Below are 23386 nucleotides of genomic sequence, written 5' to 3'. Positions count from 1 at the left end.
ATGCCTCTTTGACGGTTTTTTGTTGTTGTGTCCGTGCTGTTCTTCCAGAACAGCGCCCAAGGCGCCGCAACAGCTCTGCGCTGCGGCAGACCCAAGGGAGAATGGCACGCCGCACCGCGCGGCGCCAGTCTCGTCGGACGGTTTAACCGGGCAATTTCGTGGCGTATCCGACAGAACGGCAGGCAATCATGCCAGCAGTGCTGGTAATTCCTTGTTCAGGGCCAGTTTCTCCTGCACGGCTGCGCCGGTCAGCGCGTAACCGAGCAGCGTTCCGCAAGCCTCGCGGCAGAGCGCTTTGATGTCGCTACCGCTGCCTTCGACCGTCCACTCGCCCTCGCGGCCACGCGGTGGCGGCGAAACCACCAGCGGGCATGCCGGGGTCTTCACCGTCACCGGCATCGGCCCGTAGCTGACAGCCGTGGGCTCGCCGGCCAAGGTCTTGGCCAGCGCCCGGGCGCAGGCCATCAGCGGCATGACGTACAGCAGGTTGAGACCATCGACCTCGGCGCAATCGCCCAAAGCGTAGATATTGGCGTGCGACGTGCGCAGCTGGCGGTCGACCATCACCCCACGGTTGACGTCGAGCCCTGCCGCCGCGGCGAGCGCGATGCGTGGACGCAGGCCGACAGCCGAAACCACGGCATCGCACTGGATCAGGTTGCCGTCGGACAGCGACGCCTGCAACGCATCACCCTGGCGGTCGAGGCTGGCCAGCACCGGCCCCAGGTGGAATCGCACGCCCAGGCCCTCCAGACCCGCTTGCACGGCAGAGGCCGCCGCCGGATGCAGCAGGCCGGGCATCACCTGCTCGCAGGGCGCCAGCACCTCGACCTGGTAGCCGCCGGCACTGAGGTCGTTGGCGAACTCGCAACCAATCAGGCCTGCGCCGAGAATCAGGACGCGGCGCTTGCCAGCCACGGCGCAGCGAAAGCGGGCGTAGTCCTCGAGATCGTTGATCGGCAACAGCGCGTCCTGGGCATCACCTTCGACCGGTACGCGAATTGGCTCGGCGCCCCAGGCCAGGATCAGGTCGCGGTAGGCCACAGCCTCCTCACCGATCCACAGACGCTTGTGGCCTGGGTCGATACCGGTGACGCGGGTGTGAGTGCGGACTTCCGCATTGAGCTGCTCGGCCATGGCACCGGCTTCGGCCATGACCAGGCCGTCGGCATCCTTGTTCTTGCCAAAGCCGGTGGACAGCATCGGCTTGGAGTAGGAGCGGCCGTCGTCAGCGGTGATCAGCAGCAAGGGCGTCTGCGTGTCGAGCTTGCGCCACTCCTTGGCCAGGTTGTAGCCGGCCAGGCCGGTGCCGATGATGACGACGGGTGCACTCATGCGCTCTTTCCTCACAATGAAAACGACACGACGGCACAGCGGCCGCCTCCCGAGATGGCGGGATGACACCCTACTGGATCGAGCAAGCGCTGGCCAGATCGCGTGCAGCCCGCCATTCGGAGGTTGGGGAGGATGTGAGCGGGGGAATCACGGCAGACCGCCCGGCATGCCAGGCGGTCCGCGCGGCGCTTAGAACGCCAGACCTACACGCAGGCCAACCTGCTCCTGCTTGAGCTTGCTGCGCTCGGCAATCTCGCTGTTGCTGTCGAGCTCGTAACGGGTCTGGGTGTAGTACAGGCTGGTGCTGACCGGCAGGCTGTTGATGCCCTTGTTCCACAGCACGGTCAGCTCGCCGTAGGGATTGACCTTGTCCTTGAGGTCCACGGAGTCGCTGTCGCCATCGACCTTCAGGCGCGCTTCGGAGTTGATGGAATAGCGCGCCCCCACTTCCAGGCGCAGGGTGTAGTCCGGCGTTAGGTAGTTGTAACCGAGCCCGGCCTTGGCGAAAGGCGATTTGCTGGTCAGCTTGACGTTGCTGTCGAGCGGGCCGACGTCGTCCTGCTCGATGCGACCCCAGTCATAGCCGCCGCCGACGATCAGGTCGACGTAGTTGTTGGTGCTCAGCGCCGCGCGCAGGCCAAGGTCGATGTCGGCACGTGCGGACTTGTATTCCACGTCGTCCTTGTCACGGTACTGACCTTCGATCCCGGCCTGGTAGATGAAGCCTTCCTGCCCGGTCAGCTTGTTGCCGAAGTGGTAGAACAGACCGCCCTGGTTGAGGCGCTCCTTGTCACTTTCATCGTCCACGGTGAGCTTGTACTGGTTGTGCGAAGCGATGACACCGAAGGTCGAGATGGGGTCGGTGACCGAGTCTGCATAGGCCTGCGAGGCGCCCGCCAGGCACAGGGCGAGTGTTGCTTTGGGGGTGATGCTGGACAGCTGCATGACGATTTCCTTGGCAATGAGTGGATACCCCGCCCCACCGGGAGATGGGACGCAAGTACCTAGACTTCCCTTGCCAACGGCTATTCGACAAACCGGATAAGCGGTCGCGAAACTGAACAGGCCCTGAATGGGCCTGGCTTGAAGGAGAAAAAGCTGACCGAACGAACAGCGATCTTCACCGGCTGAGACGCCGTCCGTTGGCGCCTTGCCGACTCAGTCCAGCTTGACCACTTTGGCCAGCACCACCTTCGGCCCCTTCATCTTCTTGACGATGATGCGCAGGCCATCGGTGTCGAGCACTTCCTCTTCATCGGGCATGCGCTTGAGCGTCTCGTAGATCAAGCCGGCGAGCGTCTCGGCCTCGATATGGTCGAGGTCGACGCCAAGCAACCGCTCGACCTTGGCCAGCGGCGTGTCACCACGCACCAGCAGCTTGCCCGGCTGGTACGCGAGAATGCCGCGCTCTGTCTTGCGGTGCTCGTCCTGAATGTCGCCGACCAGTGCTTCGAGCACGTCTTCCATGGTCAGGTAGCCGATCACCTTGCCATCGGCCTCCTCGACCAGGGCGAAGTGCGCACCACCCTGGCGGAACTGCTCGAGCAGCTGCGACAGCGGCATGTGGCGACTGACGCGCTCCAGCGGATGCATCAGATCCCCCAGCTTGAGCGCTGACGGCAACATCTCCAGCAGCGACAGATGCAGCAGCAGATCCTTGATGTGCAGCACGCCGACGAACTCGCCCTTGCTCTCGTCGAAGATCGGATAGCGGCTGTACTTGTGCCGGCGGAAGGTGGTGAACACCTGATCCAGGCTGGCGTTGAGTTCGAGAAAGACCAGGTCCTCACGGGAGTTGGCCCAGTCCACCACCTCCAGCTCACCCAACTCGACCGCCGAAGCCAGCACCCGCAGGTCCTGATCGTTGTCGCTGGTGGCGCGGCTGGAGTGCAGGATCAGCTTGAGCTCTTCACGGCTGTAGTGATGCTCGTGATGCGGCCCCGGCTCACCCTGCCCGGCGATACGCAAAATGGCGTTGGCGCTGGCATTGAGGACGAAGATCGCCGGGTACATCAGCCAGTAGAAGGCGTACAGCGGCGCGGCCGTCCACAGCGACAGCAGCTCCGGCTTGCGGATTGCCCAGGACTTGGGCGCCAGCTCACCGATGACGATGTGCAGGTAGGAAATGATCGAGAACGCGGCGAAGAAGGCGATGCCGTGAATCAGTGCCGGCGACTCGACGCCGACCGCTACCAGCAGCGGCGTCAGCAACTCGGCGAAAGCTGGCTCACCGACCCAGCCAAGGCCCAGCGAAGCCAGGGTGATACCCAACTGGCACGCCGATAGGTAGGCGTCCATCTGGTTGTGCACGGTGCGCAGGATGTGCCCGCGCCAGCCATGGGCCTCGGCCAGGGCATCGACCTTGGTCGCGCGCAGACGCACGATGGCGAACTCCGCGGCGACGAAGAAGCCGTTGAGCAGAACCAGAAACAGGGCGAACAACATGAGGCCGAAATCGGCGATATAGGCAGAAGCGGGAAGACTCGTGGAGGGGTCCATGAAGGTTCGGGTTGGCCAGTGATCGCTAGAGGTTGGAGCTTCACCGCGGCGAATGCAAGCACTCAGCGCGCGCGCTGCACCACCTGCGCCGCGGCGAAATGGCAGGTAAAGGTACTGCCCTTGCCGGGAACGCTGCTGATCTCCAGATTGCCACGATGGCGCAGCAGCACATGCTTGACGATGGCCAGGCCCAGACCGGTGCCCCCTGTGTTGCTGGCACGGCTCGAATCCACGCGATAGAAGCGCTCGGTCAGGCGTGGCAGGTGTTTGGCCTCGATGCCCATGCCGGTGTCGCTGACGGCCAGGTGCGCGCCCTGCTCGTCGCCCCACCAGCGAATGCGAATGTCGCCACCGGCCGGGGTGTACTTCACCGCGTTGAACACCAGGTTGGAGAAGGCGCTGCGCAGCTCCGCCTCGCTGCCCTTGAGCTTGATATGCGCATCGGCCTCCAGGCTGATGCGGTGCAACTGATCGCCAGACAGCGCCTGGGCATCGTTCTTGATCGACAGCAGCATCAGATCCACCGCCACCGGCTGGTTGTCCGAGGGGTAGTCGGTGGCTTCCAGCTTCGCCAGCAGCAGCAGGTCATTGAGCAGGGTCTGCATGCGTGCGCCCTGCTGCTGCATCTGCTGCAACGCCCGCAGCCAACGCGGGTTGACCGCCTCGACGTTGTCCAGCAGGGTTTCCAGATAGCCGGCGATCACCGTCAGCGGCGTGCGCAGCTCGTGGGAGACGTTGGCGACGAAGTCCTTGCGCATCTGCTCCAGCTGATACAGGCGGGTGACGTCGCGCACCAGCAGCAAATGCTCGCGATTGCCATAACGGGTGATATGGAACTGCAGGCGACGCCGGTCGTTGGCCGGAGAGGGAATCTCCAGGGCATCGGCATAGTTGCCGCGCTCGAAGTACTCCTTGAAGCGCGGGTCGCGCACCAGATTGGCCAGTTGCTGGCCGCTGTCCTGCGGCGTCTTCAGGCCGAGCAGGGTCTCGGCGGCGCGGTTCCACCACTCCAGGTTGCCCTGGCTGTCGAGCATGATCACCGCATCCTTGAGCGCCGCGGTGGACTCCTGCACGCGGTCGATCACCGCCTGCAGACGGCCGCGGGCCTTCTGGTTACGCCGTTGCAGGTGGTAGATGCTGTCGAATACCTCGCCCCACAGGCCGTAGCCATCCGGCGGCGGCTCATCGGATTTGTGCTCGCGCAGCCATTTGTGCAGACGCAGCAGTTGGCTGAGCGTCCAGCCCAGATGGATGGCCAGGCCGCAGGCCAGCACCCAGGCATATTCGCCGGTGATGAAGCCCAGCAGCAGGCAGGCACCCACCAGCAGCAACAGCCGACGCACCACGGCGCCACGCCAGTCTTGATTCACGATGGAGCGCATCCTTGTCGAGCGGCTGGCGCGAATTCGCGCCAGCGATTAACCCTTGGTGGAGAAACGATACCCAGTCCCGCGCACGGTTTGTACCAGGTTTTCGTAGGCATCACCGAGGGCCTTGCGCAGGCGGCGGATATGCACGTCGACGGTACGCTCCTCGACGTAGACATTGCCGCCCCAGACCTGATCGAGCAACTGGCCACGGGTGTAGGCGCGCTCCTGATGGGTCATGAAGAACTGCAACAGACGGTATTCGGTCGGGCCCATCTCGGCCGGCTTGCCGTCGATGGTCACGCGGTGGCTGATCGGGTCGAGCAACAGGCCGCCCACCTCGATCGGCGCCTCACCGTCACTGGGGCCGGCACGACGCAGCACGGCCTTGAGGCGGGCGACCAGCTCGCGCGGCGAGAACGGTTTGGTGATGTAGTCGTCGGCACCGACTTCCAGCCCCTGGATCTTGTTGTCCTCTTCGCCCTTGGCGGTGAGCATGATGATCGGGATATCGCTGGTCAGCTCGTCGCGCTTGAGGCGGCGAGCCAGCTCGATGCCGCTGGTGCCGGGCAGCATCCAGTCGAGCAGAATCAGGTCAGGTTTACGGTCGACGATAACGGCGTGGGCCTGCTGGGTATTCTCCGCTTCCAGGCACTCGTAACCGGCCATCTCCAGGGCCACCGCGATCATCTCGCGGATCGGTGCTTCGTCATCGACGATCAGGATGTTCTTGCCAACCATGGGGCCTTAGCCTCTATTCGTTCTCTGTCTGCGCCGCATTAGATAACGAAATTATTGCAGCGATATGACAGGCGCGCGGCACGGCTCAACGTAGCGCGTAGTCCAGCACGATGCCAACGAAGATCGCCAGGCCCGCCCAGTGGTTGTGCAGGAAGGCCTTGAAGCATACCAACGGCTCACGCCGGCGGGTCACGTGGAACTCCCAGGCGAAGCAGGCAGCGGCCACCAGCAGGCCGAGGTGGAAGTACAGGCCCAGCTCGAAGCGCGCGCCGGCCAGGAACAGGCACAGCAGCGCCATGCCCTGCAGGGTGGCGATGATCAGGCGGTCGGCATCACCGAACAGGATGGCGGTGGACTTCACCCCGATCTTCAGGTCGTCCTCACGGTCGGCCATGGCGTAGTAGGTGTCGTAGGCCACGGTCCACAGCAGGTTGGCGATGTACAGCAGCCAGGCCTCGGGCGGCGGCAGCTCGCCGGTGACGGCGCTGAAGGCCATCGGCATACCCCAGGAGAACGCGGCACCGAGCACCACCTGCGGGTAGAAGGTGTAGCGCTTCATGAAGGGGTAGCAGGCGGCCAGGGCCAGGCCGCCGAACGACAGCCAGATGGTGGTGGCATTAGTGAAAAGCACCAGCACGAAGCTCAGCGCCACCAGCACGGCGAACAGCACCAGCGCCTCGCGCGGCTGGATCTTGCCACTGGCCAGCGGCCGCAACTGGGTGCGGCTGACGTGGCCGTCGAAGTTGCGGTCGGCGTAATCATTGATCACGCAGCCAGCAGCCCGCATCAGGATCACGCCGGTAACGAAGATGAACAGGTTCTTCACGCTCGGCATGCCATCGGCCGCGACCCACAGCGCCCACAGGGTCGGCCACAGCAACAGGTAGATGCCGATGGGCTTGTCCAGGCGCATCAGCTGGATGAAGTCCCAGGCGCGCGGGTGCAGGCGGGTGGTCGATTGCAGCAGGCGGGTGTACATCGCGGCGTCTCCGTGCAGGTTGCGCGGATTATACGAGGGTTGCTGGCGTAGGGTGGACCGGGGCGAGTATTCATCCACAATCACAGCCGCGAATTGCGGCGGCGCCTTCGGATCGTGGCACGTCGCGCAGATGGCTGATGGAAAACGCTGCGCGGTTTTCCGCCCTAGGCGTCAATACCCGCTGCCGGCCAGAACGCCGGCAGAAATACCTCGACGACCAAGACACCGAGCGCACCGCGACTGAAGCAGGAGCGCCGCGCCCAGAGGCGCTCTTCGCGCACCTCGTCCGGCAGCCAGGCCGCCGGATAACGGCAGGCCTGCAACTCGCCACGGTCGAAAGCCCGGTCACTGAACAGCAGCTCACCTAGCGAGCGACTGCCCAGCTCCGCCAGATTCAACCCGGAACCTTCCAGCACGCTGCGCGCGGCGACACTGCGGGCGAATACCCAGGGTTGCTCATTGCCGCGCAGATACACCTCACGCACCCAGCCCTGGCTGCCATCGGCCACGCCGAGCAGCGCGCATTCGTCATTGCGCAGGCGCTGCCAGCCTTCGTGCAGTGGCGTCACCGAGAAGCCGTCGTGCGACAGCGCGGTCAGGCGCCGGGTCAGTGAATCCTCGTTGAACAGCCAGTCGCGCACACCGGCAACCGGCTGCGGATGCAGCTGGGCATGGGTGAGCCAGCGCGGCGGATGGGCGAGAGCGGCGTGAGGCACGGCAAGAAGTCACTACAGATCGAAAGCGCGCGAGTCTAGCACGGCGCGATAGTCGCTTTTTGCACAAGGAGGCAGTCGCCGCTGAAGCGCCTCCCACAGTGCAGCCCCCGACTCAGATGCTGGCACTCGCCCATGTGGGAGGGGCTTTAGCCGCGACTCAATACGGCTGCGGCGCGTACAGCTGCGCCGAGCCAGGCTCGCCGAGCAACTGTTCGAGAATCTCGTTATGCATGGCCAGCAGCTTGCCGTTGCGCTCGTTGAGGCGCTTGCACTGGCCGGCCAGCTGGCCGAGTTGCTCCCAGGTGAGGGCGAGGTGATTGCGCTGGGTTTGCGGATAGCGCGCCAGCAGCTTGTGCATGGCACTGTGGCCGCTGCCCAGTTGGAAAGCAGCCAGGACCTTGCTGCGGCGCTCGGCCCGCGCCTTGGCCTGATCCACCAGTGGCAGGATCTGCTCGTTGAGCAGATCGATCTGCCGGCTGTCGCGCTTGAGCAACTGCTGATACAGCTCCTGCATCAGCCCGCGCAGGGCGAGGTAGTCGGCGCAGTCCTGGTGCAGATCCTGCTCGACCACCTGAAGCAGCTGTTGCTCACGCGCAGTGGTCACGCATCGCTACCGCTGTGATAGGTCAGCATGCTGCCGGCCAACGCGGCCGGATCGCTGCTCAGTTCGCCGCGCGCGAGGGCGGCCTTGAGCTGGGCAACCTTGTCCAGGTCGACGTCCGGCAGGTTGCGCAGGGCGTCTTGCAGTTGCTCCAGGCGTGGTTCCTCGCTGGCACTGCTGCGGGCATTGCCACTGTGCTGCGGGCGGGCGCTCTGCACCTGCGCCGGCGCATCGCTGGGCAGGTTGAGACTGGGCTTGAGATGCCGGCTGATTTCCATGATTCGAATCCAACTCGCGTGGTGTTATGACTCAAGAGCGACCGAGGGCGGCGAGAACTTAAACACGCCGCCGAAAATTAACTGACCCGGGTTCGCCACCAGGCCTGCGCGGCCAGACCATCCTGAATCTTCTGTTCCTGGCGGGCAAGCAGGTCCTGCCACTCGCCCATCTTGCCCTCGAGAAACTGGGTGATGACCTTTTCGCTGCGCATCGCCGCGAGCAACTCGCGCTGAATGCGCGCCAGGTTCTCCTCGGCCAGCGCCAGCTCGCGGCGCTGCAGCTCGACCATCTTGTACAGGGTCGCCTTGTAGCGCTGCTGATTGTCGCGCTGCAGTGGCGTGGTCATCGGCACGCTGAAACCGCACAGGCGGCTGAGGCCGGTGATGTTGTTGCGATAGCGCTGACAGAGATTCTGCTGATAGCTGACCCGTCCGAGCATCTGCTGCACGCGGTTGCCACGCAGGCTGGCCAGGCGCCCAAGCACTTCTAGCTGCTCTTTCATTTGATGATGCTCTGCAAGGTGGCGATGCTGGCACCGAGTTCGGCACTGGCGCCGACCTCCTGGCGCAGGAAGCGTTCGAGGCTGGGCGCCAGTTGCACGGCGCGATCGGTCTTGGCGTCCATGCCCGGGGTGTAGCCACCCAGCGGGATCAGTTCCTTGATCTTCTGGAAGGTGCTGTAGAACTCCTTGAACTGGCGCCCGGCCGCCAGGTGCGCGGGTTCGCCGACCTGACTCATGCAACGGCTGACCGAGGCCGAGATGTCGATGGCCGGATAGTGGCCAACATCGGCCAGGCGACGCGACAGCACGATATGGCCGTCGAGGATGGCGCGTGCGCAGTCGACGATCGGATCCTGATGATCATCGCCCTCGGCCAGCACGGTGTAGATGGCGCTGAGGCTGCCACTGCCGCTCTCGCCATTGCCGGCGCTTTCCACCAGCTCCGGCAGCATGCCGAACACCGAGGGCGGATAGCCCTTGGTCGCCGGCGGTTCGCCAAGCGCCAGGGCGATCTCGCGCTGGGCCATGGCGTAGCGGGTCAGCGAGTCGACCAGCAGCAGCACGTCCTGGCCCTGATCACGAAAATAGGCGGCGATGCTGTGGCACAGCTCGGTGGCCTTCAGGCGCATCAATGGCGATTCGTTGGCCGGCGCCACCACCACCACGGCCTTGCGCAAGCCCTCCTCACCCAGCGAATGAAGGATGAACTCCTGCACCTCGCGGCCGCGCTCGCCGATCAGCCCGACCACCACCACATCGGCCTTGGTCTGCCGGGTGATCATCCCCAGCAGCACGCTCTTGCCCACACCGGAGCCGGCGAACAGGCCAACGCGCTGGCCCTTGCCCAGAGTCAGCAGGCCGTTGATGGCTCGCACGCCGACGTCCAGCGCCGCCTCCACCGGACGCCGCTTGAGCGGATTGACCGCAGGCAGCCCGACCGGCAGCGGGTCGCGCCCACTGAGTCTGCCGCGTTCGTCCAGTGGCTCGCCGAGGCCGTTGACCACACGCCCCAGCCAGGACTCGTCGATCTGCAGCACGGCTTCGTCCTTTGCCGGAAACACCCGCGAACCGGCGGCCAGACCGACCGGCTTCTTGAACGGCATCAGGTAGGTGATATCGCGGTTGAAACCGACCACCTGGGCATCGAGCAGGCTGCCATCGGCCTGCTCGACGCGGCAGCGCTGGCCGGTGCTGCGCTGGCAGCCGAGGCTCTCCAGCAGCATGCCGGAGACCCGCACCAGGCGCCCGGCCACCTTGGCCAGCTGCACGCCTTCGAGCGAGCGCAGCGCTTCGTCGAGTTTGTAGTCGAGCATGCGGGCGAGGGCTCCGGGTCAGGCTTCGGTCAGGTGCAGGTGATCGGCCAGGGTCTCGATGCAGGCGTCCAGACGCTGCTGGCAGCCGACATCGGCTTCGGCCTGCGGCGTGACCACGCGGCACTCGCCCAGGGCCAGGCGCTCGTCGGCGACCAGCTTCCAGCTCGCCGCGCGCTCCGGCGCCAGCGCCTTGATCCGCGCGTATTCCTCGGGGCTGAGCAGCACCTGCACCTCTTCGGGCTCGCCGGGCATGCTGGCCAGGGCCTCTTCGACCAGCGCCAGCAGCTGCGTCGGGTGCAAGGTAAGCTCGCAGCGGATCACCTGCTGCGAGACCTTCTCGACCAGTTCCAGCAGCTCCTGACGACGCTTGTGCTCCAGCTCGCCCAGGTACTGCTCGATCTTCTCGCTGATCTGCTGCAACGGCTGCGCGGCCTGTTCGAACTCGCTGCGGCCCTCACTGCGGCCTTCATCCCGGCCGATTTTCAGCCCTTCGTTGCGGCCTTGCTCGAAGCCGGCCTGACGCCCGGCCTCTTCGCCCTGCTGCAGTCCATCCTGGTAGCCCTTCTCGATACCCTGCTGGAAACCATCGGCCATGGCCCGCTGCAAGCCGGCCGGATCCGAACTCCAGTCCACTTCCGGCTGGCTGCTGCGCGGCGGGAAGCGGTAGGCACGCCACGCACGGGCGTCGCCGCTGATCACCTTGACCGTCATCTCATTCCACCGTCTGTTCGCGGAACAGCTGCACCTGCAGCTCGCCATTGGCCGACATTTCGCGCACCACGGCCATGATGTCCTTGCGCACCTGCTCGACGCGACTCAGCGGCACCGGGCCCTGACGGCGGTTGATCGATTCCATCTGCTGCGCCTGACGCTTGGGCATGGCGCCCTGGATCGCACGCACCAGTTCCGGCTCGGCGCCCTTGAGGGCGACCACCCATTCTTCCAGCGGCACGGCTTCGAGCAGCGCCTGCAGCACGTCCTGGTTCTGCCGCGAGAGGATGAAGAAGTCGTACATTTCATCCTCGATGCGCTCGACCAGCTGGTCGTCATGGGCGCGCAGCAACTCGAACATCTGCCCGCGGTCGCCCTTGAAGCGGTTCATGATGTCCGCCGCCTGCTTGATCCCGCGCACCTGCGAACCCTGGGTACTGAGCACGGCCAGGCTGCGCTCGATCAGTTGCTCCAGTTCGGCGATGACGTCGCTGTTGACCTCGCTGAGGTTGGCGATGCGGTACAGCAGCTCGTCCTGGCGCTCCCTGGGCATGCATTCGAGCACGTCGCTGGCCATGCCCGGCGGCAGGAAGGCGAGGAACACCGCCTGCATCTGCGCGTGCTCCTTGGCGATCAGCGCGGCGAACTGCTTGGGGTCGAGCCATTCCATCTTGGCCATCTTGGCGCGGATTTCCTCGCCATAGATGCTGTCGAGCAGCGAGCGGGTGATCTCGCTGCCCAGCGCCTTGCTGAGCATGCCGTCGAGGTAGCCACGCGAGGCGCCCTTGATGCTGCTCTGCTCCTTGTAGTCCTCGAAGAAGCGGCCAATGACGTCGGACACCATCGGCTGCTTGACGTTGGACAGGCGCGCCATGGCCTGGCTGATGCTGACGATCTCCTCACGCGAGAAGTGCTTGAGCACCCCGGCAGAAATCTCGTCGCCCATGCTCAGCATGAGGATGGCGGCCTGCTCGGAAGTGCTCAGCGAACGCTTCTGCACGCGCAGGCGCATTTCCTTGGCGGTGGAGCCACCGCGGCCGTCAGGCTGGGTTGAGGTCTCGTTCATTGCGCCCTATCCACTGTTTGATGACTTCCGAGACGCGCTCGGGATCGTTCTTGGCCAGCATCTGCAGGTGTTCGATCTGCAGTTCCAGGCCCGAGCCAGGCGCCGGCAGGCGAATCTCCGACAGCGGGCTGAGTTCGCCGAGCACGGTGGCGCCCGGGGCATCGCCGCCGACCCGGGCCAGCAGGCGCTCAGCCGCACGTTCGCCGTGCAGCGCGAGCTGATCATCGCCTTCCCCCGGGGCGGCCAGAGTGGACTGGCTGCGCTGGCTCAGACTACGCACGGCGGGGCGAACCACCATCAGCAGCAGCAACAGACTGATCAGCGCGAACACGCCAAGCTTGGCCAGGTCATGCACCTTGGGGTTTTCCCACCAGGGCAGCAGATCCTCACCGGCACCGCCGATACCAGCATCGGTGAAGGGGAAAACGCTCAGCGTCAGCAGGTCGCCGCGCGCCTGGTTGAAGCCCACCGCACTCTTGACCATGGCCGTAAGCTCCTCGCGCGCCTCGGGCGTCCAGCCGCCTTCCGGGGCCACGGCGGCATTGAGCACCACGGCAATGCTCTGCTGGCGCAGGCTGAACGGCGCATGCTTGACGTGAGTGATGCTCTGGTCGTAATCGAGTTGGCGGTTGGATTCCTTGCGCAGCGAAGTCGCCGCCTGGTTGGCGTTGTCGCCCTGGGCAGCCGCCTGCGCCTGCTGGTTGGCGGGCTGATTGGCCGGTGGCGCCGGTTGCGGCGGACGATTGGCCAGCGAACCCGGCACGCCGAGGGCCAGCTGGTCGAGCACGCTTTCGTCGCGCAGCACTTCGTTGCGCAGACGCGGGTTCTCGCCATAAGCCTGGAAGGTCTCTTCCTTCTGGCTGAAATCGATATCGGCCGACACGCTGATGCGATAGTTGCCGCCACCGAGCACAGGTGCCAGCACCGCTTCGGCATTGGCCACGGCCTTGCTCTGGTAGTCATCGACCACCTGCCAGTTCTGCACCGGACCACCCAGGGTGTCGATACCGCGCGACAGCAGTGCACCGTACTGATCGACCACCTGCACGTTGCCGGCATCGAGCTGCGGCACGCTGCCGGCTACCAGATTGACGATGGCGCTGACCTGCTCCGGCGCCAGCTTGTAGCCAGGCGCCAGCTGCAACATCACCGAGGCCTTGCCTGGCTCGCGCTTGCCGACCACGAAGGAACTGCTCTCCTGCAGCGCCAGATGCACGCGGGCGCCTTCCACGCCCTTGAGCGCCATCACCGTGCGCGCCAGCTCGCCTTCCAGGCTGCGCTTGAGGCGCACGTCCTGAACGAACTGGCTGGTACCCAGCGGCTCGTCCTTGTCGAACAGCTCGTAGCCGGCCGGCACCTTGACCTGCACGCCCTTGGCCGCCAGCAGCATGCGCGCACGACCGATCTGGTCCTCACGCACCAGCATCTGGCCGCTCTGCGGGTGCAGGCGATAGCTGATGGCGTCGCCATCGAGCACCTGCATCACCTCGGCCGCCGGATACGCTTCACCCGTGCCATACAGGGGGCGGAAGGAGCCCTGGTCGCGCCACAGGTAGAACACCACGCCAACCGCCAGCAACGCAGCGATCAGCGCCAGGCCGATCAGGGTCATGCGCGGATCGAGTTTCAGCCCGGCTTCGGGCAGCTTGCTTCTTATGGTCTGCAGCACACGTCAGCCCTCGATCCGCTTACAGCGGCATCTTCATGATGTCGTCGAAGGCGCTGGACAGCTTGTTGCGCACCTGCATCAGCGCACTGAACGAGACGCTGGCTTTCTGGCTCTCGATCATGGCCCCCACCAGGTCATCGCTCTGGCCGCTGTCGACCGCGGCCATCAACTCGCCGGAACGATGCTGCTGGGCGTCGACCGCGCGTACCGCATCGTCGAAGGCCGTCGCAAAACCTGGCTCGCCGGTCTGCACGGCGAATGCCTGTGCGGGTTTGATCGGCGTCGCTTCGCCGATACCCTTGAGCTGCTCCATTTGGCCCAGCAGGTTCTGCTGCACCTGGCTAATCGGGTTCATCCTTTGCTTCTCCTAGACGGGAATCTGAACGCCCTGCTCGCGCATGGCGTTGAGGCGATAACGCAGTGCGCGCGGGGTCATGCCGAGGCTTTCGGCGGCCTTGGTCTTGTGCCCGCCGAAACGGCGGATGGTGTCGATCACATGTTGGTATTCGGCCCACTTGCCGCTGGCGCGTAGCGCGGCCTTGCCGCCCTCGAGCGACTGTGGCTGCAGGCGCGGTGCCGGTTCCGGAACGCTGCTGGGTGGCAGGTTCAGGCCCAGATCCTGAGCCTGGATGTACAGGCCGTTGCGCAGGATCAGCGCACGCTGCAGACAGTTCTCCAGCTCGCGCACATTGCCCGGCCAGTCATGCGCCAGCAGCGCGCGGCAGGCATCTTCGGTCAGCAGTTCGTGACGAGCGTCCTGCGGCGCGTACTGGCGAATGAAGCGCCGCGCCAGGGCCAGCACATCTTCCTTGCGCTCACGCAACGGGCTGATATGCAGCGGCAGGACGTCGAGGCGGAACATCAGGTCGGCACGAAAGCGTCCTTCTGCTACCTCCAGCTGCAGATCACGGTTGGTGGCGGCGATGATGCGCACGTCCAGGGCGATCTCGCGGCGCCCGCCCAGGCGCTCGACACGCTGTTCCTGCAACACGCGCAGCAGCTTGGCCTGCAGACCCAGCGGCAGCTCGCCGATCTCATCGAGCAACAACGTGCCGCCATTGGCCAGTTCGAACTTGCCGGGCTGGGCGTTCACCGCACCGGTGAAGGCGCCCTTCTCGTGGCCGAAGAGAATGGATTCAAGCATCTGCTCGGGAATCGCCGCGCAGTTCACCGCGATGAAGGGCGCATCATCCTGCGCCGAAAAACGGTGGATATAGCGCGCCATCAGCTCCTTGCCGGTACCGGTCTCGCCGGTAATCAGGATCGGCGCACGGGTCATGGCCACGCGCTGGGCCATGGCCAGCAGGCGGCGGCCGGCCTGCGAGCAGGACACAAATCCTTCTTCGCCTGCATTGGCCGACTCCTGACGACGCAGCAGCGCGCTGAGCTGGGCCTCACTGAACGGAGCCAGCAGGTAATCGACGCAGCCCAGTTCCAGCAGCGCAGCTGCTTTTTCCTGGTCGGCATACTCCACCACCGGCACCACACCGATGCGACCGACCTGGCGCAGAATGGCGCCGACCTGTGCATAAAGGGTATTGCCCGCGAGGCTACTGACGAAAACCAGCACCAGGCTGGCGCTCTCCAGAGCACGCGGGTCCAGCTCCAGGCAACTGGCGAAGCGGCGCACCTGAAAACCCTGGCGTAGCAGACCGCCGGTCAGCAAGCGCTCACTGGCAGCATCGGCCTGCCCGACCACGACGATGTGTTGCTGCCCCAGTTGTTCATCGAACAACTCGTCGCAGGCGTAACTTACCGTTTGAGTTGAATGCTTCAAGGTAAATCACCCGTTGTCTTTCATGAGCCCGACGGCGGCATTCGACCCCGTGTTCAAAACTGCCAAACAGATGACAGATTTTTTTCACATGGCCCCTTAATCTTTCGAAACTTCCCGTCGCCTCTATTGGTCAACTTCAGCAGCACTTGGCGGCGCGCCTTATCTACGTGCGACGGATCACGGCGCGAACGTTAACAAGCGCACAGAAAATCGCCGAATTACTTGCTGTTATTTCCTATCAATGCCGGCCATTCGCTGTCAAAAACAGCATTTGATATCTATTGATTTAATTTTCTGCCCTCCCCCTGCCTAGACTCCTCCCCGTCATCACTGGCCTGCAGCACTGTGCCCGGATGAATCCGACGCCCTGGCCCAGGCGCTGCTGCTAACGCCCGCCGGCACATCAAAACACCCTCTGCACGCCCAGCGGACTGCTCGATGGCGCACTTGCAGTTACAACCAGGAATACAGCCCACAACATGAGCGGGATTAAAAAAGTCCTTCATGGCGTGCCCGCCGACAGTCTGACCCGGTTGAAACCGCAGAAACTTGGCCGGCACTATCACAAGATTCCTCACTATATTCGCGAGTTCTCCAGCAAGTACCCGCGCATCATCAGCGACTACTTTCTACGCAACTATCGAATCAATCTCGAACTGCTTCGGGTCGATGTTCATGAGCACCTGGACAAGGATGCCGAGTGCCTGTATCGCTCGGCACTGGGCAAGGTCGGCTTCGCCATGGACCGCGCCCTGCTGACCGAAGCACTGGAGTGCTATTACGGCGGCACCTGCCTGCCCAACCATGAAGCCACCCCGGTGAGCACCTCGGAACAGCGCATGCGCACGCGCCTGGGCCTGGATGTCAGCCAGTTGTTCGCCCGTTCGCTCCTCGCCGGCCAGACCTTCGGCAAGCTCGAGCCGTTCGACAATGCCTATGAAGAAGCCGACTGGGAGTACGTGGCGGAGTTTCACTTCACCAGCCACATCACCGGCAGCCAGGCATCGATCTTCATCTACCTGGATACGCAGCTGGTCGATGAGCTGACCAACCGCCTCACCCCTCCAGCGCCCCTCATGCAAAGCGGCAACTCGTTCAACCAGATTCGCCAGCTGCCGGTGCACCTGGACTGCGTAGTGGCCAGCCTGCAGATGCCGCTGTCGCAAGTGCTGGCCTTGCGCCCGGGCGACATCCTGCCGATGCGCCTGCTGGAGCGCTGCGACGTACAGATCAACCAGCAGAAGCTGTTTCGCGGCGCCATCTTCGAAGAGGACGGTTGCTTGTTCCTGACTTCTCTTGAGAGCGTGAAGACCCCATGAGCAGCCCCATTTCCGATAACGATTTCGACAGCCTGATCAATGACGCCGGCCTCGATCTGAATGACTCCGCCAAGGAGCCCGCGCCGGCAGAAGTCCCGCCCGGCCTGCCGCAGCAGGACCTGAGCTTCTTCGGCAAGATCCCGGTCAACGTCACCCTGGAAGTGGCCTCCACCGAGATCACCCTCAAGGAGCTGATGGACGTCGACGCCGGCAGCGTGATCGCCCTCGACAAGCTGGCCGGCGAGCCGCTGGACGTGAAGGTCAACGGCGCCCTGTTCGCCAAGGCCGAAGTGGTGGTGATGAACGGCAACTACGGCCTGCGCATCGTCGAGCTGTCCGGCAGCGGCCTCAGCGGGCTGGGCGTGTGATGCTGCGTCGGCTGCTGCAATCCGGCCTGCTGCTGGCGGCCCTGTGCTGCCCGCTGCTGGTCCACGCGGCGGGCGGCGACATCACCCTGTTCAACTTCAACGACACCGCAGACGGCCAGACCCTGAGCGTCAAGCTGCAGATTCTGCTGATCATGACGCTGCTGGGCTTTCTCCCGGCCATGCTGATGATGATGACCTGCTTTACCCGCTTCATCATCGTCCTGGCGATTCTGCGCCAGGCCATCGGCCTGCAGCAGAGCCCACCTAACCCGGTACTGATCGGCATCGCCCTGTGCCTGACCCTGCTGGTGATGCGCCCGGTGTGGCAGGAGATGTACACCGAAGCCTATGTACCGTTCGAGGCCGACCAGATCAGCCTCGAACAGGGTATGGGTGAAGGCAAGCGCATCCTCAGTCAGTTCATGCTGGCACAGACCAGCAAAAACTCGCTGGAAACCCTGGTCAGCCTGGCCGGCGAGGAGATGCCCGAGGACCTGGCCCAGCTGGACTTCTCCCTGCTGCTGCCGGCCTTCGTGCTCAGCGAGCTGAAGACCGCCTTCCAGCTCGGCTTCATGATCTTCGTACCCTTTCTGGTTATCGATCTGGTGGTGGCCAGCGTGCTCATGGCGATGGGCATGATGATGCTCTCGCCGATGATGATCTCGCTGCCGTTCAAGCTGATGATCTTCGTCCTGGTCGATGGCTGGACGCTGCTGGTCGGCACCCTCACAACCAGTATTCAGCCCTATTAGCGAGGCTTCGCGATGCTCACGCCGGAACACGCCGCCGAGCTGGTGGCCCATGCGGTCTATGTCACCGGCATCATCGTCTGCGTGCTGGTGGTGCCAAGCCTGCTCGGCGGTCTGCTGGTGAGCATTTTCCAGGCCGCGACGCAGATCAACGAACAGATGCTCAGCTTTCTCCCGCGCCTGCTGATCACCCTGGCCATGCTGGTATTCGCCGGCCACTGGATCCTGCGCACCCTGGGTGATCTGTTCATCGAAACCTTCAAGCAGGCCGGCCACCTGGTCGGCTGATGCCCATGCACGAGCCACTGCTGCAAACCAGCCAGTATCTGAGCAGCCTGCAGGCTTACTGGTGGCCGTTCTGTCGCATCGCCGCCCTGTTCAGCATGGCGCCGCTGTTCAACCACAAGGCGGTGTCGGTACGCGTACGCATCCTGCTGGCCCTGGCGCTGACGGTGGCGCTCGGCGCAGCCCTGCCGGACATGCCGCAGATCGACCCGCTGTCAGCCAAAGGCCTGCTGACCGCGCTGGAGCAGATCGCCTTCGGCGTGCTGCTGGGCCTGACCCTGCAACTGGTGTTCACCATCTTCATGCTGGTGGGCGAGGTGGTTTCGACCCAGATGGGCATGAGCATGGCCCGCTACAACGACCCGGTGAACGGGGTGTCGTCGTCCTCGATCATCTATCAGCTGTATTTCATCCTGCTGGTCCTGCTGTTCTTCGCCATCGACGGCCACCTGGTCACCGTCAGCGTGCTGTATCAGAGCTTCCTGTTCTGGCCGGTAGGCAGCGGGCTGAATTACCTGGGCGCGCAGAGCTTCATCCAGGCTTTCGCCTGGGTGCTGGCGGCGGCCGTGCTGGTGACCCTGCCGATCGTGTTCTGCCTGACCCTGGTGCAGTTCTGCTTCGGCTTGCTCAACCGCATTTCGCCGGCGATGAACCTGTTCTCTCTGGGTTTCCCCATCAGCATCCTGATGGGCCTGCTGTGCATCTACCTGACCTTGCCGAACCTGCCCGACAACTACCTGCACCTGACCCGCGAGCTGCTCAACGGCATCGGTCTGATTCTGCGCGAGGGCGGCGATGTCTGAGCACAACAGCGGCCAGGAAAAAACGGAAGAAGCCTCCGCGCAAAAACTGAAGAAGAGCAAAGATGATGGCCAGGTCGCGCGCTCCAAGGACCTGTCGACCACCATCTCGCTGATCGCCACCCTGTTCATCCTCAAGTTCAGCGCCGGGCTGTTCCTCGAAGGGCTCAGCGACAGCTTCCGCCTGTCGTACATCCAGTTCGGCCACAGCGAGATCGACCTGGATGATCTCGACACCCTGCTTGGCTACAACATGCTGGTGTTCATCAAACTGCTGTCGCCCCTGCTGCTCACCTCAGTGCTGGTGGTAGCGCTGTCGCTGGTGCCTGGCGGCTGGGTGTTCTCGGCGAAGAACTTTGCCCCGAAACTCAGCAAGCTCAACCCCATCACCGGCCTGGCAAGAATCTTCTCGGCACAGAACTGGAGTGAACTGCTCAAGTCGATCCTCAAGGTGCTGGTGCTGCTCGGGGTCGGCTATCTCCTGGTGCGCGCGGCCCTGCCGGAGCTGATCGCCCTGCAGCGCGGCAACGTGCTCGAGGCGATCTCGGCGGCCTTTGACCTGACCTTCAATCTGACCCTGTGTCTGATGCTGATCTTCGTGCTGTTCTCCTTCATCGACATCCCGCTGCAGCGCTACTTCTTCCTCAAGAAACTGCGCATGACCAAGCAGGAGCGCAAGGAGGAACACAAGAACCAGGAGGGTCGCCCGGAGGTCAAGGCGCGCATCAAGCAGCTGCAGCGGCAGATGCTGCAACGGCAGATCAGCAAGGTGATCAAGAACGCTGACGTGGTCATCACCAACCCGACGCACTACGCAGTCGCCCTGAAGTACGACACCCGGAAGGCCGCCGCGCCTTTCGTGCTGGCCAAGGGTGTCGACGAAACCGCGCTGTACATGCGCCAGATGGCCAGCAAGCACGAGCTCGAAGTGGTGGAAATCCCGCCTCTGGCCCGTGCCATCTACTTCACCACCCAGGTCAACCAGCAGATACCGGCACCGCTCTACACCGCAGTCGCCCACGTGCTGACCTACATCCTGCAGCTCAAGGCCTGGCGCCAGGGCCGCAGAAGCAAGCCGCAACTGGCGAGCAACCTTCCGATTCCCGACAGCTTGGCCAACAGGGGCTGATCCATGAACCTACTGCAGCAACTCGCGCCCACCTTCCGCAGCGGCCGCATCGGCATCCCGGTGCTGATCCTGTCGATCCTGGCCATGGTCATCCTGCCACTGCCGCCCGTGCTGCTCGATGCCCTGTTCACCTTCAACATCGCCATGGCGATCCTGGTGCTGCTGGTCAGCGTATCGTCCAAGAGCCCGCTGGATTTCTCCCTGTTCCCCACGGTGATCCTGATCACCACGCTGCTGCGCCTGTGCCTGAACGTCGCCTCCACGCGTGTGGTGCTGCTCGAGGGGCATACCGGCACCGGCGCGGCGGGCAAGGTGATCGAGTCGTTCGGCGAGGTGGTGATCGGCGGCAACTTCATCGTCGGTCTGGTGGTGTTCGTGATCCTCATGATCATCAACTTCATCGTCATCACCAAGGGCGGCGAGCGCATCTCCGAAGTCACCGCGCGCTTCACCCTCGACGCGCTGCCCGGCAAGCAGATGGCCATCGACGCGGACCTCAATGCCGGCCTGATCGAACAGCACGAGGCCAAGCGCCGCCGTGCCGAAGTGGCCAAGGAGGCCGACTTCTACGGGGCCATGGACGGCGCCTCGAAGTTCGTCCGGGGTGATGCCATCGCCGGCATCCTGATTTTGCTGATCAATCTGTTCGGCGGCTTCGCCATCGGCCTGTTCGTCTACGATCTGAGCGCCGGCCAGGCGTTCCAGCAGTACGCCCTGCTGACCATCGGCGACGGCCTGGTCGCGCAGATTCCGGCGCTGCTGCTGTCCACCGCGGCCGCCATCATCGTCACCCGGATCAACGAGTCGTCCGAGATCACCGACCAGGTACACCGCCAGTTGCTCGCTCAGCCGGCGCTGCTCTATACCGTGGCCGGCATTCTCTTCACCCTCGCGCTCGTGCCAGGTATGCCACATCTGGCCTTCATCAGCTTCGCCGCGCTGGTGGCGTTCATTGCCTGGATGGTGGCGCGCAATGGCCCCCCCAGGGAAGCGACCAGCCTCGAGCAGGTCGAAGCGCTGGGCAAGGCAATGGAGCAGGAGCGGGTACAGAATCTGGCCTGGGAAGACATACCGCTCGTCGAGCGCCTGTCGGTTTCACTGGGCTACAAGCTGGTGGGCCTGGTCAACGAGGCCGCCGGTGCGCCGCTGACCCAGCGCGTGCGCGGAGTCCGCCAGAACCTTTCGGAAAGCCTGGGGTTTCTCCTGCCGGAAGTGCATATCCGCGACAGCCTGCGCCTGAAGGCGTCGCAGTACAGCATCCAGATCAATGGCGAGAAGATCGACAGCGCCGAGCTGCATGCCGATCGCATGATGGCCATCCCCTCGCCGGAGCTGTATGGCGAGATCGACGGCATCCTCGGCGTAGACCCGGCCTATCGCATGCAAGTGGTGTGGATTCAGCCGGAGGACAAGGCCCGCGCACTCAACCTTGGCTATCAGGTGATCGACTGTGCCAGCGTGATCGCCACGCACCTGAACAAGGTCATCCGCGAGCACCTGCCGGACGTGTTCAAGCACGATGACGTCGACCATCTGATGCAGCGCCTGCAGGTACAGGCGCCGAAACTGGCGGAGAGTCTGAAGAGTCAGCTCAGCTACACGCAGCAACACCGCGTCTACCGCCAACTGCTGCAGGAGCAGGTGCCGCTCAAGGATATCGTCACCATCGCCACGACCCTGCTCGAAGCCAGCGAATCGACCAAGGATCCGGTATTGCTGGCCTCCGACGTGCGCTATGCGCTGCGTCGCAGCATCGTCGGCATGATCGCCGGTGAACGCCAGGAGCTTTCGGTCTTCATTCTCGAGAACGCACTGGAGAACACCCTGCTCAATGCCCTGGCCATCGCCCAGCAGGCCGGCCCGGTAAGCCTGGACAACATCCCGGTGGAACCCAGTCTGCTCAACCAACTGCAGAACACCATGCCGGTGGTGAAAGAGAAGCTGCGCAAGGATGGCCATCCACCAATCCTCACCGTCATGCCGCAGCTACGCCCACTGCTGGCTCGCTATGCCCGCGTCTTCAGCCCCGGCCTGCATGTGCTGTCACAGAACGAGATTCCGGACAGAGTAGGCGTCAACATCCTCGGCACCCTCGGCTGAGCCTGACGCACTGATGACGGCGGCGGGTGCGGCCCTCCGCCTCCACCAACACTGCCACGCAAGAGCGCTACGCCTTCTCCTTGCGCAGTTTGCGCATGCCTTCGATCAGCCGGACATACTCGGTCGAGTCGCCCTGCAGAGCCAATCCAGCCTCGAAGAAACCTGTGCGGACATTCTCCAGTGACCACTGGCAGATCATGTCCACATCTACCTGACGCATCTCGCCCAGACGATCGCGCATGCGCACCCGCAGCCTGAGCTCTGTCGAGGGTTCGACGGGTGTATCGCTCAGCAGCTTCATCCCGCATTCGGAAACATCGCCTGCGTAACCGATCAGAGTGTCGCTGTCTCGATCACTGATCTTGATGCGAAAGGTGGAACGGAAGGTGATACGGCTCGATTGACGCATAAGAGAATGCCTTAGTGCTCGCCACGTCTGGTTGGATCACGAAGATCAGGTGCTATCAATCGAAGTCATGCGAACAGGACGTACGCGTTGATAACCTGTGATTCATCAACGCAAGGCGACCGATAGAAGGGATTACTTAAGTTCGCTTGCAGAGCGACCCAGGCGCGGCGATCACCGCATCGCCCGCAGCGGTGGACTACAGGGATTTCGTCGCACTCAGACCCAGGCTGAGTACCGTAGGAGTGGCTTCAGCCACGATAACCTGCAAGACCGAAGCACTCGCACAGCAGTCTGCCAGCTAACCGCCCCGTAGGAGCCGGCTTACCAGCGATCAGCTGCTCACCCGCAAGCAGGCCCTGCAGCTTGACCCTCCAGCCCCGCCGCAGGCCTGTACGACTTTCTTCCGCACAAAGAAGAAACCCCAGACCGCGTTAGCGATCTGGGGTTTCGTATAGGAGCTTGACGATGACCTACTCTCACATGGTGAAGCACCACACTACCATCGGCGATGCGTCGTTTCACTACTGAGTTCGGGATGGGATCAGGTGGTTCCAACGCTCTATGGTCGTCAAGCAATTCGGTTGGGAGATCGTCGTGAGACGCGCTCCCTTGGATACGTGATAGATAATTTGTAGTTCTTGCAAATTTTCGGCTTTCTGTCGACTTCACCAT

24 protein-coding genes and 1 rRNA gene are annotated in these 23386 nt (G+C 63.7%); 7 read left to right on the top strand and 18 right to left on the bottom strand.

Annotation, left to right across the window (positions count from 1 at the left end; genetic code table 11):
- Positions 1 to 186: 186 nt before the first annotated feature.
- The 16 genes from PCLY_RS05610 to PCLY_RS05535 all read right to left on the bottom strand — a co-directional run bounded on the left by PCLY_RS05610 (position 187) and on the right by PCLY_RS05535 (position 15555).
- On the bottom strand, positions 187 to 1335 hold the full coding sequence (locus tag PCLY_RS05610) for an FAD-dependent oxidoreductase (protein ID WP_061238301.1): 1149 nt from the start codon (positions 1333 to 1335) through the stop codon (positions 187 to 189).
- A 189-nt stretch (positions 1336 to 1524) separates the two neighbouring features.
- Positions 1525 to 2280 (bottom strand): outer membrane beta-barrel protein, encoded by a 756-nt coding sequence (locus PCLY_RS05605; RefSeq protein ID WP_061238300.1) that lies wholly within the window; start codon positions 2278 to 2280, stop codon positions 1525 to 1527.
- A gap of 213 nt (positions 2281 to 2493) precedes the next feature.
- Entirely contained in the window at positions 2494 to 3834 is a 1341-nt protein-coding gene (locus PCLY_RS05600) for a hemolysin family protein (protein WP_061238299.1), read from the bottom strand.
- 62 nt (positions 3835 to 3896) lie between these two features.
- Positions 3897 to 5216, bottom strand: a complete 1320-nt coding sequence (gene phoR / locus PCLY_RS05595) for a phosphate regulon sensor histidine kinase PhoR (RefSeq protein ID WP_061238298.1) — start codon at positions 5214 to 5216, stop codon at positions 3897 to 3899.
- A gap of 36 nt (positions 5217 to 5252) precedes the next feature.
- Positions 5253 to 5942, bottom strand: a complete 690-nt coding sequence (phoB, locus tag PCLY_RS05590; RefSeq protein WP_024310067.1) for a phosphate regulon transcriptional regulator PhoB — start codon at positions 5940 to 5942, stop codon at positions 5253 to 5255.
- An 85-nt stretch (positions 5943 to 6027) separates the two neighbouring features.
- Positions 6028 to 6921, bottom strand: coding sequence for a 4-hydroxybenzoate octaprenyltransferase (gene ubiA, locus PCLY_RS05585; protein ID WP_061238297.1), 894 nt, complete (start codon positions 6919 to 6921; stop codon positions 6028 to 6030).
- A gap of 164 nt (positions 6922 to 7085) precedes the next feature.
- Positions 7086 to 7637 carry a chorismate--pyruvate lyase family protein gene (locus tag PCLY_RS05580; protein WP_061238296.1) on the bottom strand — a complete coding sequence of 184 codons (552 nt, stop codon included), beginning with the start codon at positions 7635 to 7637 and terminating at the stop codon, positions 7086 to 7088.
- Between the two features lie 157 nt (positions 7638 to 7794).
- Positions 7795 to 8241, bottom strand: a complete 447-nt coding sequence (gene flgN / locus PCLY_RS05575; RefSeq protein ID WP_061238295.1) for a flagellar export chaperone FlgN — start codon at positions 8239 to 8241, stop codon at positions 7795 to 7797.
- A complete protein-coding gene (gene flgM, locus PCLY_RS05570; protein WP_061238294.1) occupies positions 8238 to 8516 on the bottom strand; it encodes a flagellar biosynthesis anti-sigma factor FlgM in 279 nt (92 codons plus the stop codon). Before flgM ends, flgN begins: the two co-directional genes overlap by 4 nt.
- Positions 8517 to 8593: 77 nt before the next feature.
- The gene (locus tag PCLY_RS05565) at positions 8594 to 9019 is read right to left on the bottom strand and encodes a flagellar FliJ family protein (RefSeq protein ID WP_061238293.1); all 426 of its coding nucleotides are present in this window, start codon (positions 9017 to 9019) and stop codon (positions 8594 to 8596) included.
- On the bottom strand, positions 9016 to 10332 hold the full coding sequence (fliI, locus tag PCLY_RS05560) for a flagellar protein export ATPase FliI (RefSeq protein ID WP_061238292.1): 1317 nt from the start codon (positions 10330 to 10332) through the stop codon (positions 9016 to 9018). Before fliI ends, PCLY_RS05565 begins: the two co-directional genes overlap by 4 nt.
- A gap of 18 nt (positions 10333 to 10350) precedes the next feature.
- The gene (gene fliH, locus PCLY_RS05555) at positions 10351 to 11043 is read right to left on the bottom strand and encodes a flagellar assembly protein FliH (protein ID WP_061238291.1); all 693 of its coding nucleotides are present in this window, start codon (positions 11041 to 11043) and stop codon (positions 10351 to 10353) included.
- A 1-nt stretch (position 11044) separates the two neighbouring features.
- Positions 11045 to 12109 (bottom strand): FliG C-terminal domain-containing protein, encoded by a 1065-nt coding sequence (locus PCLY_RS05550; RefSeq protein WP_061238290.1) that lies wholly within the window; start codon positions 12107 to 12109, stop codon positions 11045 to 11047.
- Positions 12084 to 13778 (bottom strand): flagellar basal-body MS-ring/collar protein FliF, encoded by a 1695-nt coding sequence (gene fliF, locus PCLY_RS05545; RefSeq protein ID WP_061238289.1) that lies wholly within the window; start codon positions 13776 to 13778, stop codon positions 12084 to 12086. The genes PCLY_RS05550 and fliF overlap by 26 nt, the downstream gene beginning before the upstream one ends.
- Positions 13779 to 13797: 19 nt before the next feature.
- The gene (locus PCLY_RS05540) at positions 13798 to 14133 is read right to left on the bottom strand and encodes a flagellar hook-basal body complex protein FliE (protein ID WP_061238288.1); all 336 of its coding nucleotides are present in this window, start codon (positions 14131 to 14133) and stop codon (positions 13798 to 13800) included.
- A gap of 12 nt (positions 14134 to 14145) precedes the next feature.
- A complete protein-coding gene (locus tag PCLY_RS05535; RefSeq protein ID WP_061238287.1) occupies positions 14146 to 15555 on the bottom strand; it encodes a sigma-54 dependent transcriptional regulator in 1410 nt (469 codons plus the stop codon).
- Positions 15556 to 16034: 479 nt separating this feature from the next.
- Here PCLY_RS05535 and PCLY_RS05530 point away from each other — a divergent pair, with 479 nt between their 5' ends.
- Genes PCLY_RS05530 through flhA form a run of 7 tightly spaced genes read left to right on the top strand, consistent with a single transcriptional unit; the run spans position 16035 to position 22305 of the window.
- The gene (locus tag PCLY_RS05530; RefSeq protein ID WP_061238286.1) at positions 16035 to 16874 is read left to right on the top strand and encodes a FliM/FliN family flagellar motor switch protein; all 840 of its coding nucleotides are present in this window, start codon (positions 16035 to 16037) and stop codon (positions 16872 to 16874) included.
- Positions 16871 to 17242, top strand: coding sequence for a flagellar motor switch protein FliN (fliN, locus tag PCLY_RS05525; protein WP_061238285.1), 372 nt, complete (start codon positions 16871 to 16873; stop codon positions 17240 to 17242). The genes PCLY_RS05530 and fliN overlap by 4 nt, the downstream gene beginning before the upstream one ends.
- On the top strand, positions 17242 to 17994 hold the full coding sequence (gene fliP / locus PCLY_RS05520; protein WP_061238284.1) for a flagellar type III secretion system pore protein FliP: 753 nt from the start codon (positions 17242 to 17244) through the stop codon (positions 17992 to 17994). The genes fliN and fliP overlap by 1 nt, the downstream gene beginning before the upstream one ends.
- A 12-nt stretch (positions 17995 to 18006) precedes the next feature.
- Entirely contained in the window at positions 18007 to 18279 is a 273-nt protein-coding gene (locus tag PCLY_RS05515) for a flagellar biosynthetic protein FliQ (RefSeq protein ID WP_036998720.1), read from the top strand.
- A 5-nt stretch (positions 18280 to 18284) separates the two neighbouring features.
- On the top strand, positions 18285 to 19079 hold the full coding sequence (gene fliR, locus PCLY_RS05510) for a flagellar biosynthetic protein FliR (RefSeq protein ID WP_061238372.1): 795 nt from the start codon (positions 18285 to 18287) through the stop codon (positions 19077 to 19079).
- Positions 19072 to 20205, top strand: a complete 1134-nt coding sequence (gene flhB, locus PCLY_RS05505; RefSeq protein WP_061238283.1) for a flagellar biosynthesis protein FlhB — start codon at positions 19072 to 19074, stop codon at positions 20203 to 20205. The genes fliR and flhB overlap by 8 nt, the downstream gene beginning before the upstream one ends.
- 3 nt (positions 20206 to 20208) lie before the next feature.
- The gene (gene flhA, locus PCLY_RS05500) at positions 20209 to 22305 is read left to right on the top strand and encodes a flagellar biosynthesis protein FlhA (RefSeq protein WP_061238282.1); all 2097 of its coding nucleotides are present in this window, start codon (positions 20209 to 20211) and stop codon (positions 22303 to 22305) included.
- Positions 22306 to 22372: 67 nt separating this feature from the next.
- On the opposite strand, the gene PCLY_RS05495 is transcribed toward flhA, so the two are convergent.
- Positions 22373 to 22714, bottom strand: a complete 342-nt coding sequence (locus tag PCLY_RS05495) for a PilZ domain-containing protein (RefSeq protein ID WP_061238281.1) — start codon at positions 22712 to 22714, stop codon at positions 22373 to 22375.
- Positions 22715 to 23171: 457 nt separating this feature from the next.
- Positions 23172 to 23287: ribosomal RNA gene (gene rrf / locus PCLY_RS05490) — 5S ribosomal RNA — on the bottom strand.
- Between the last annotated feature and the right edge of the window lie 99 nt (positions 23288 to 23386).

It is taken from the genome of Ectopseudomonas composti (assembly GCF_001567565.1).
In the GTDB taxonomy this organism is placed as follows: domain Bacteria; phylum Pseudomonadota; class Gammaproteobacteria; order Pseudomonadales; family Pseudomonadaceae; genus Aquipseudomonas; species Aquipseudomonas composti_A.
The sequence above is the reverse complement of the archived record's forward strand: the minus strand, read 5'-3'. Positions and strand labels throughout refer to the sequence as shown.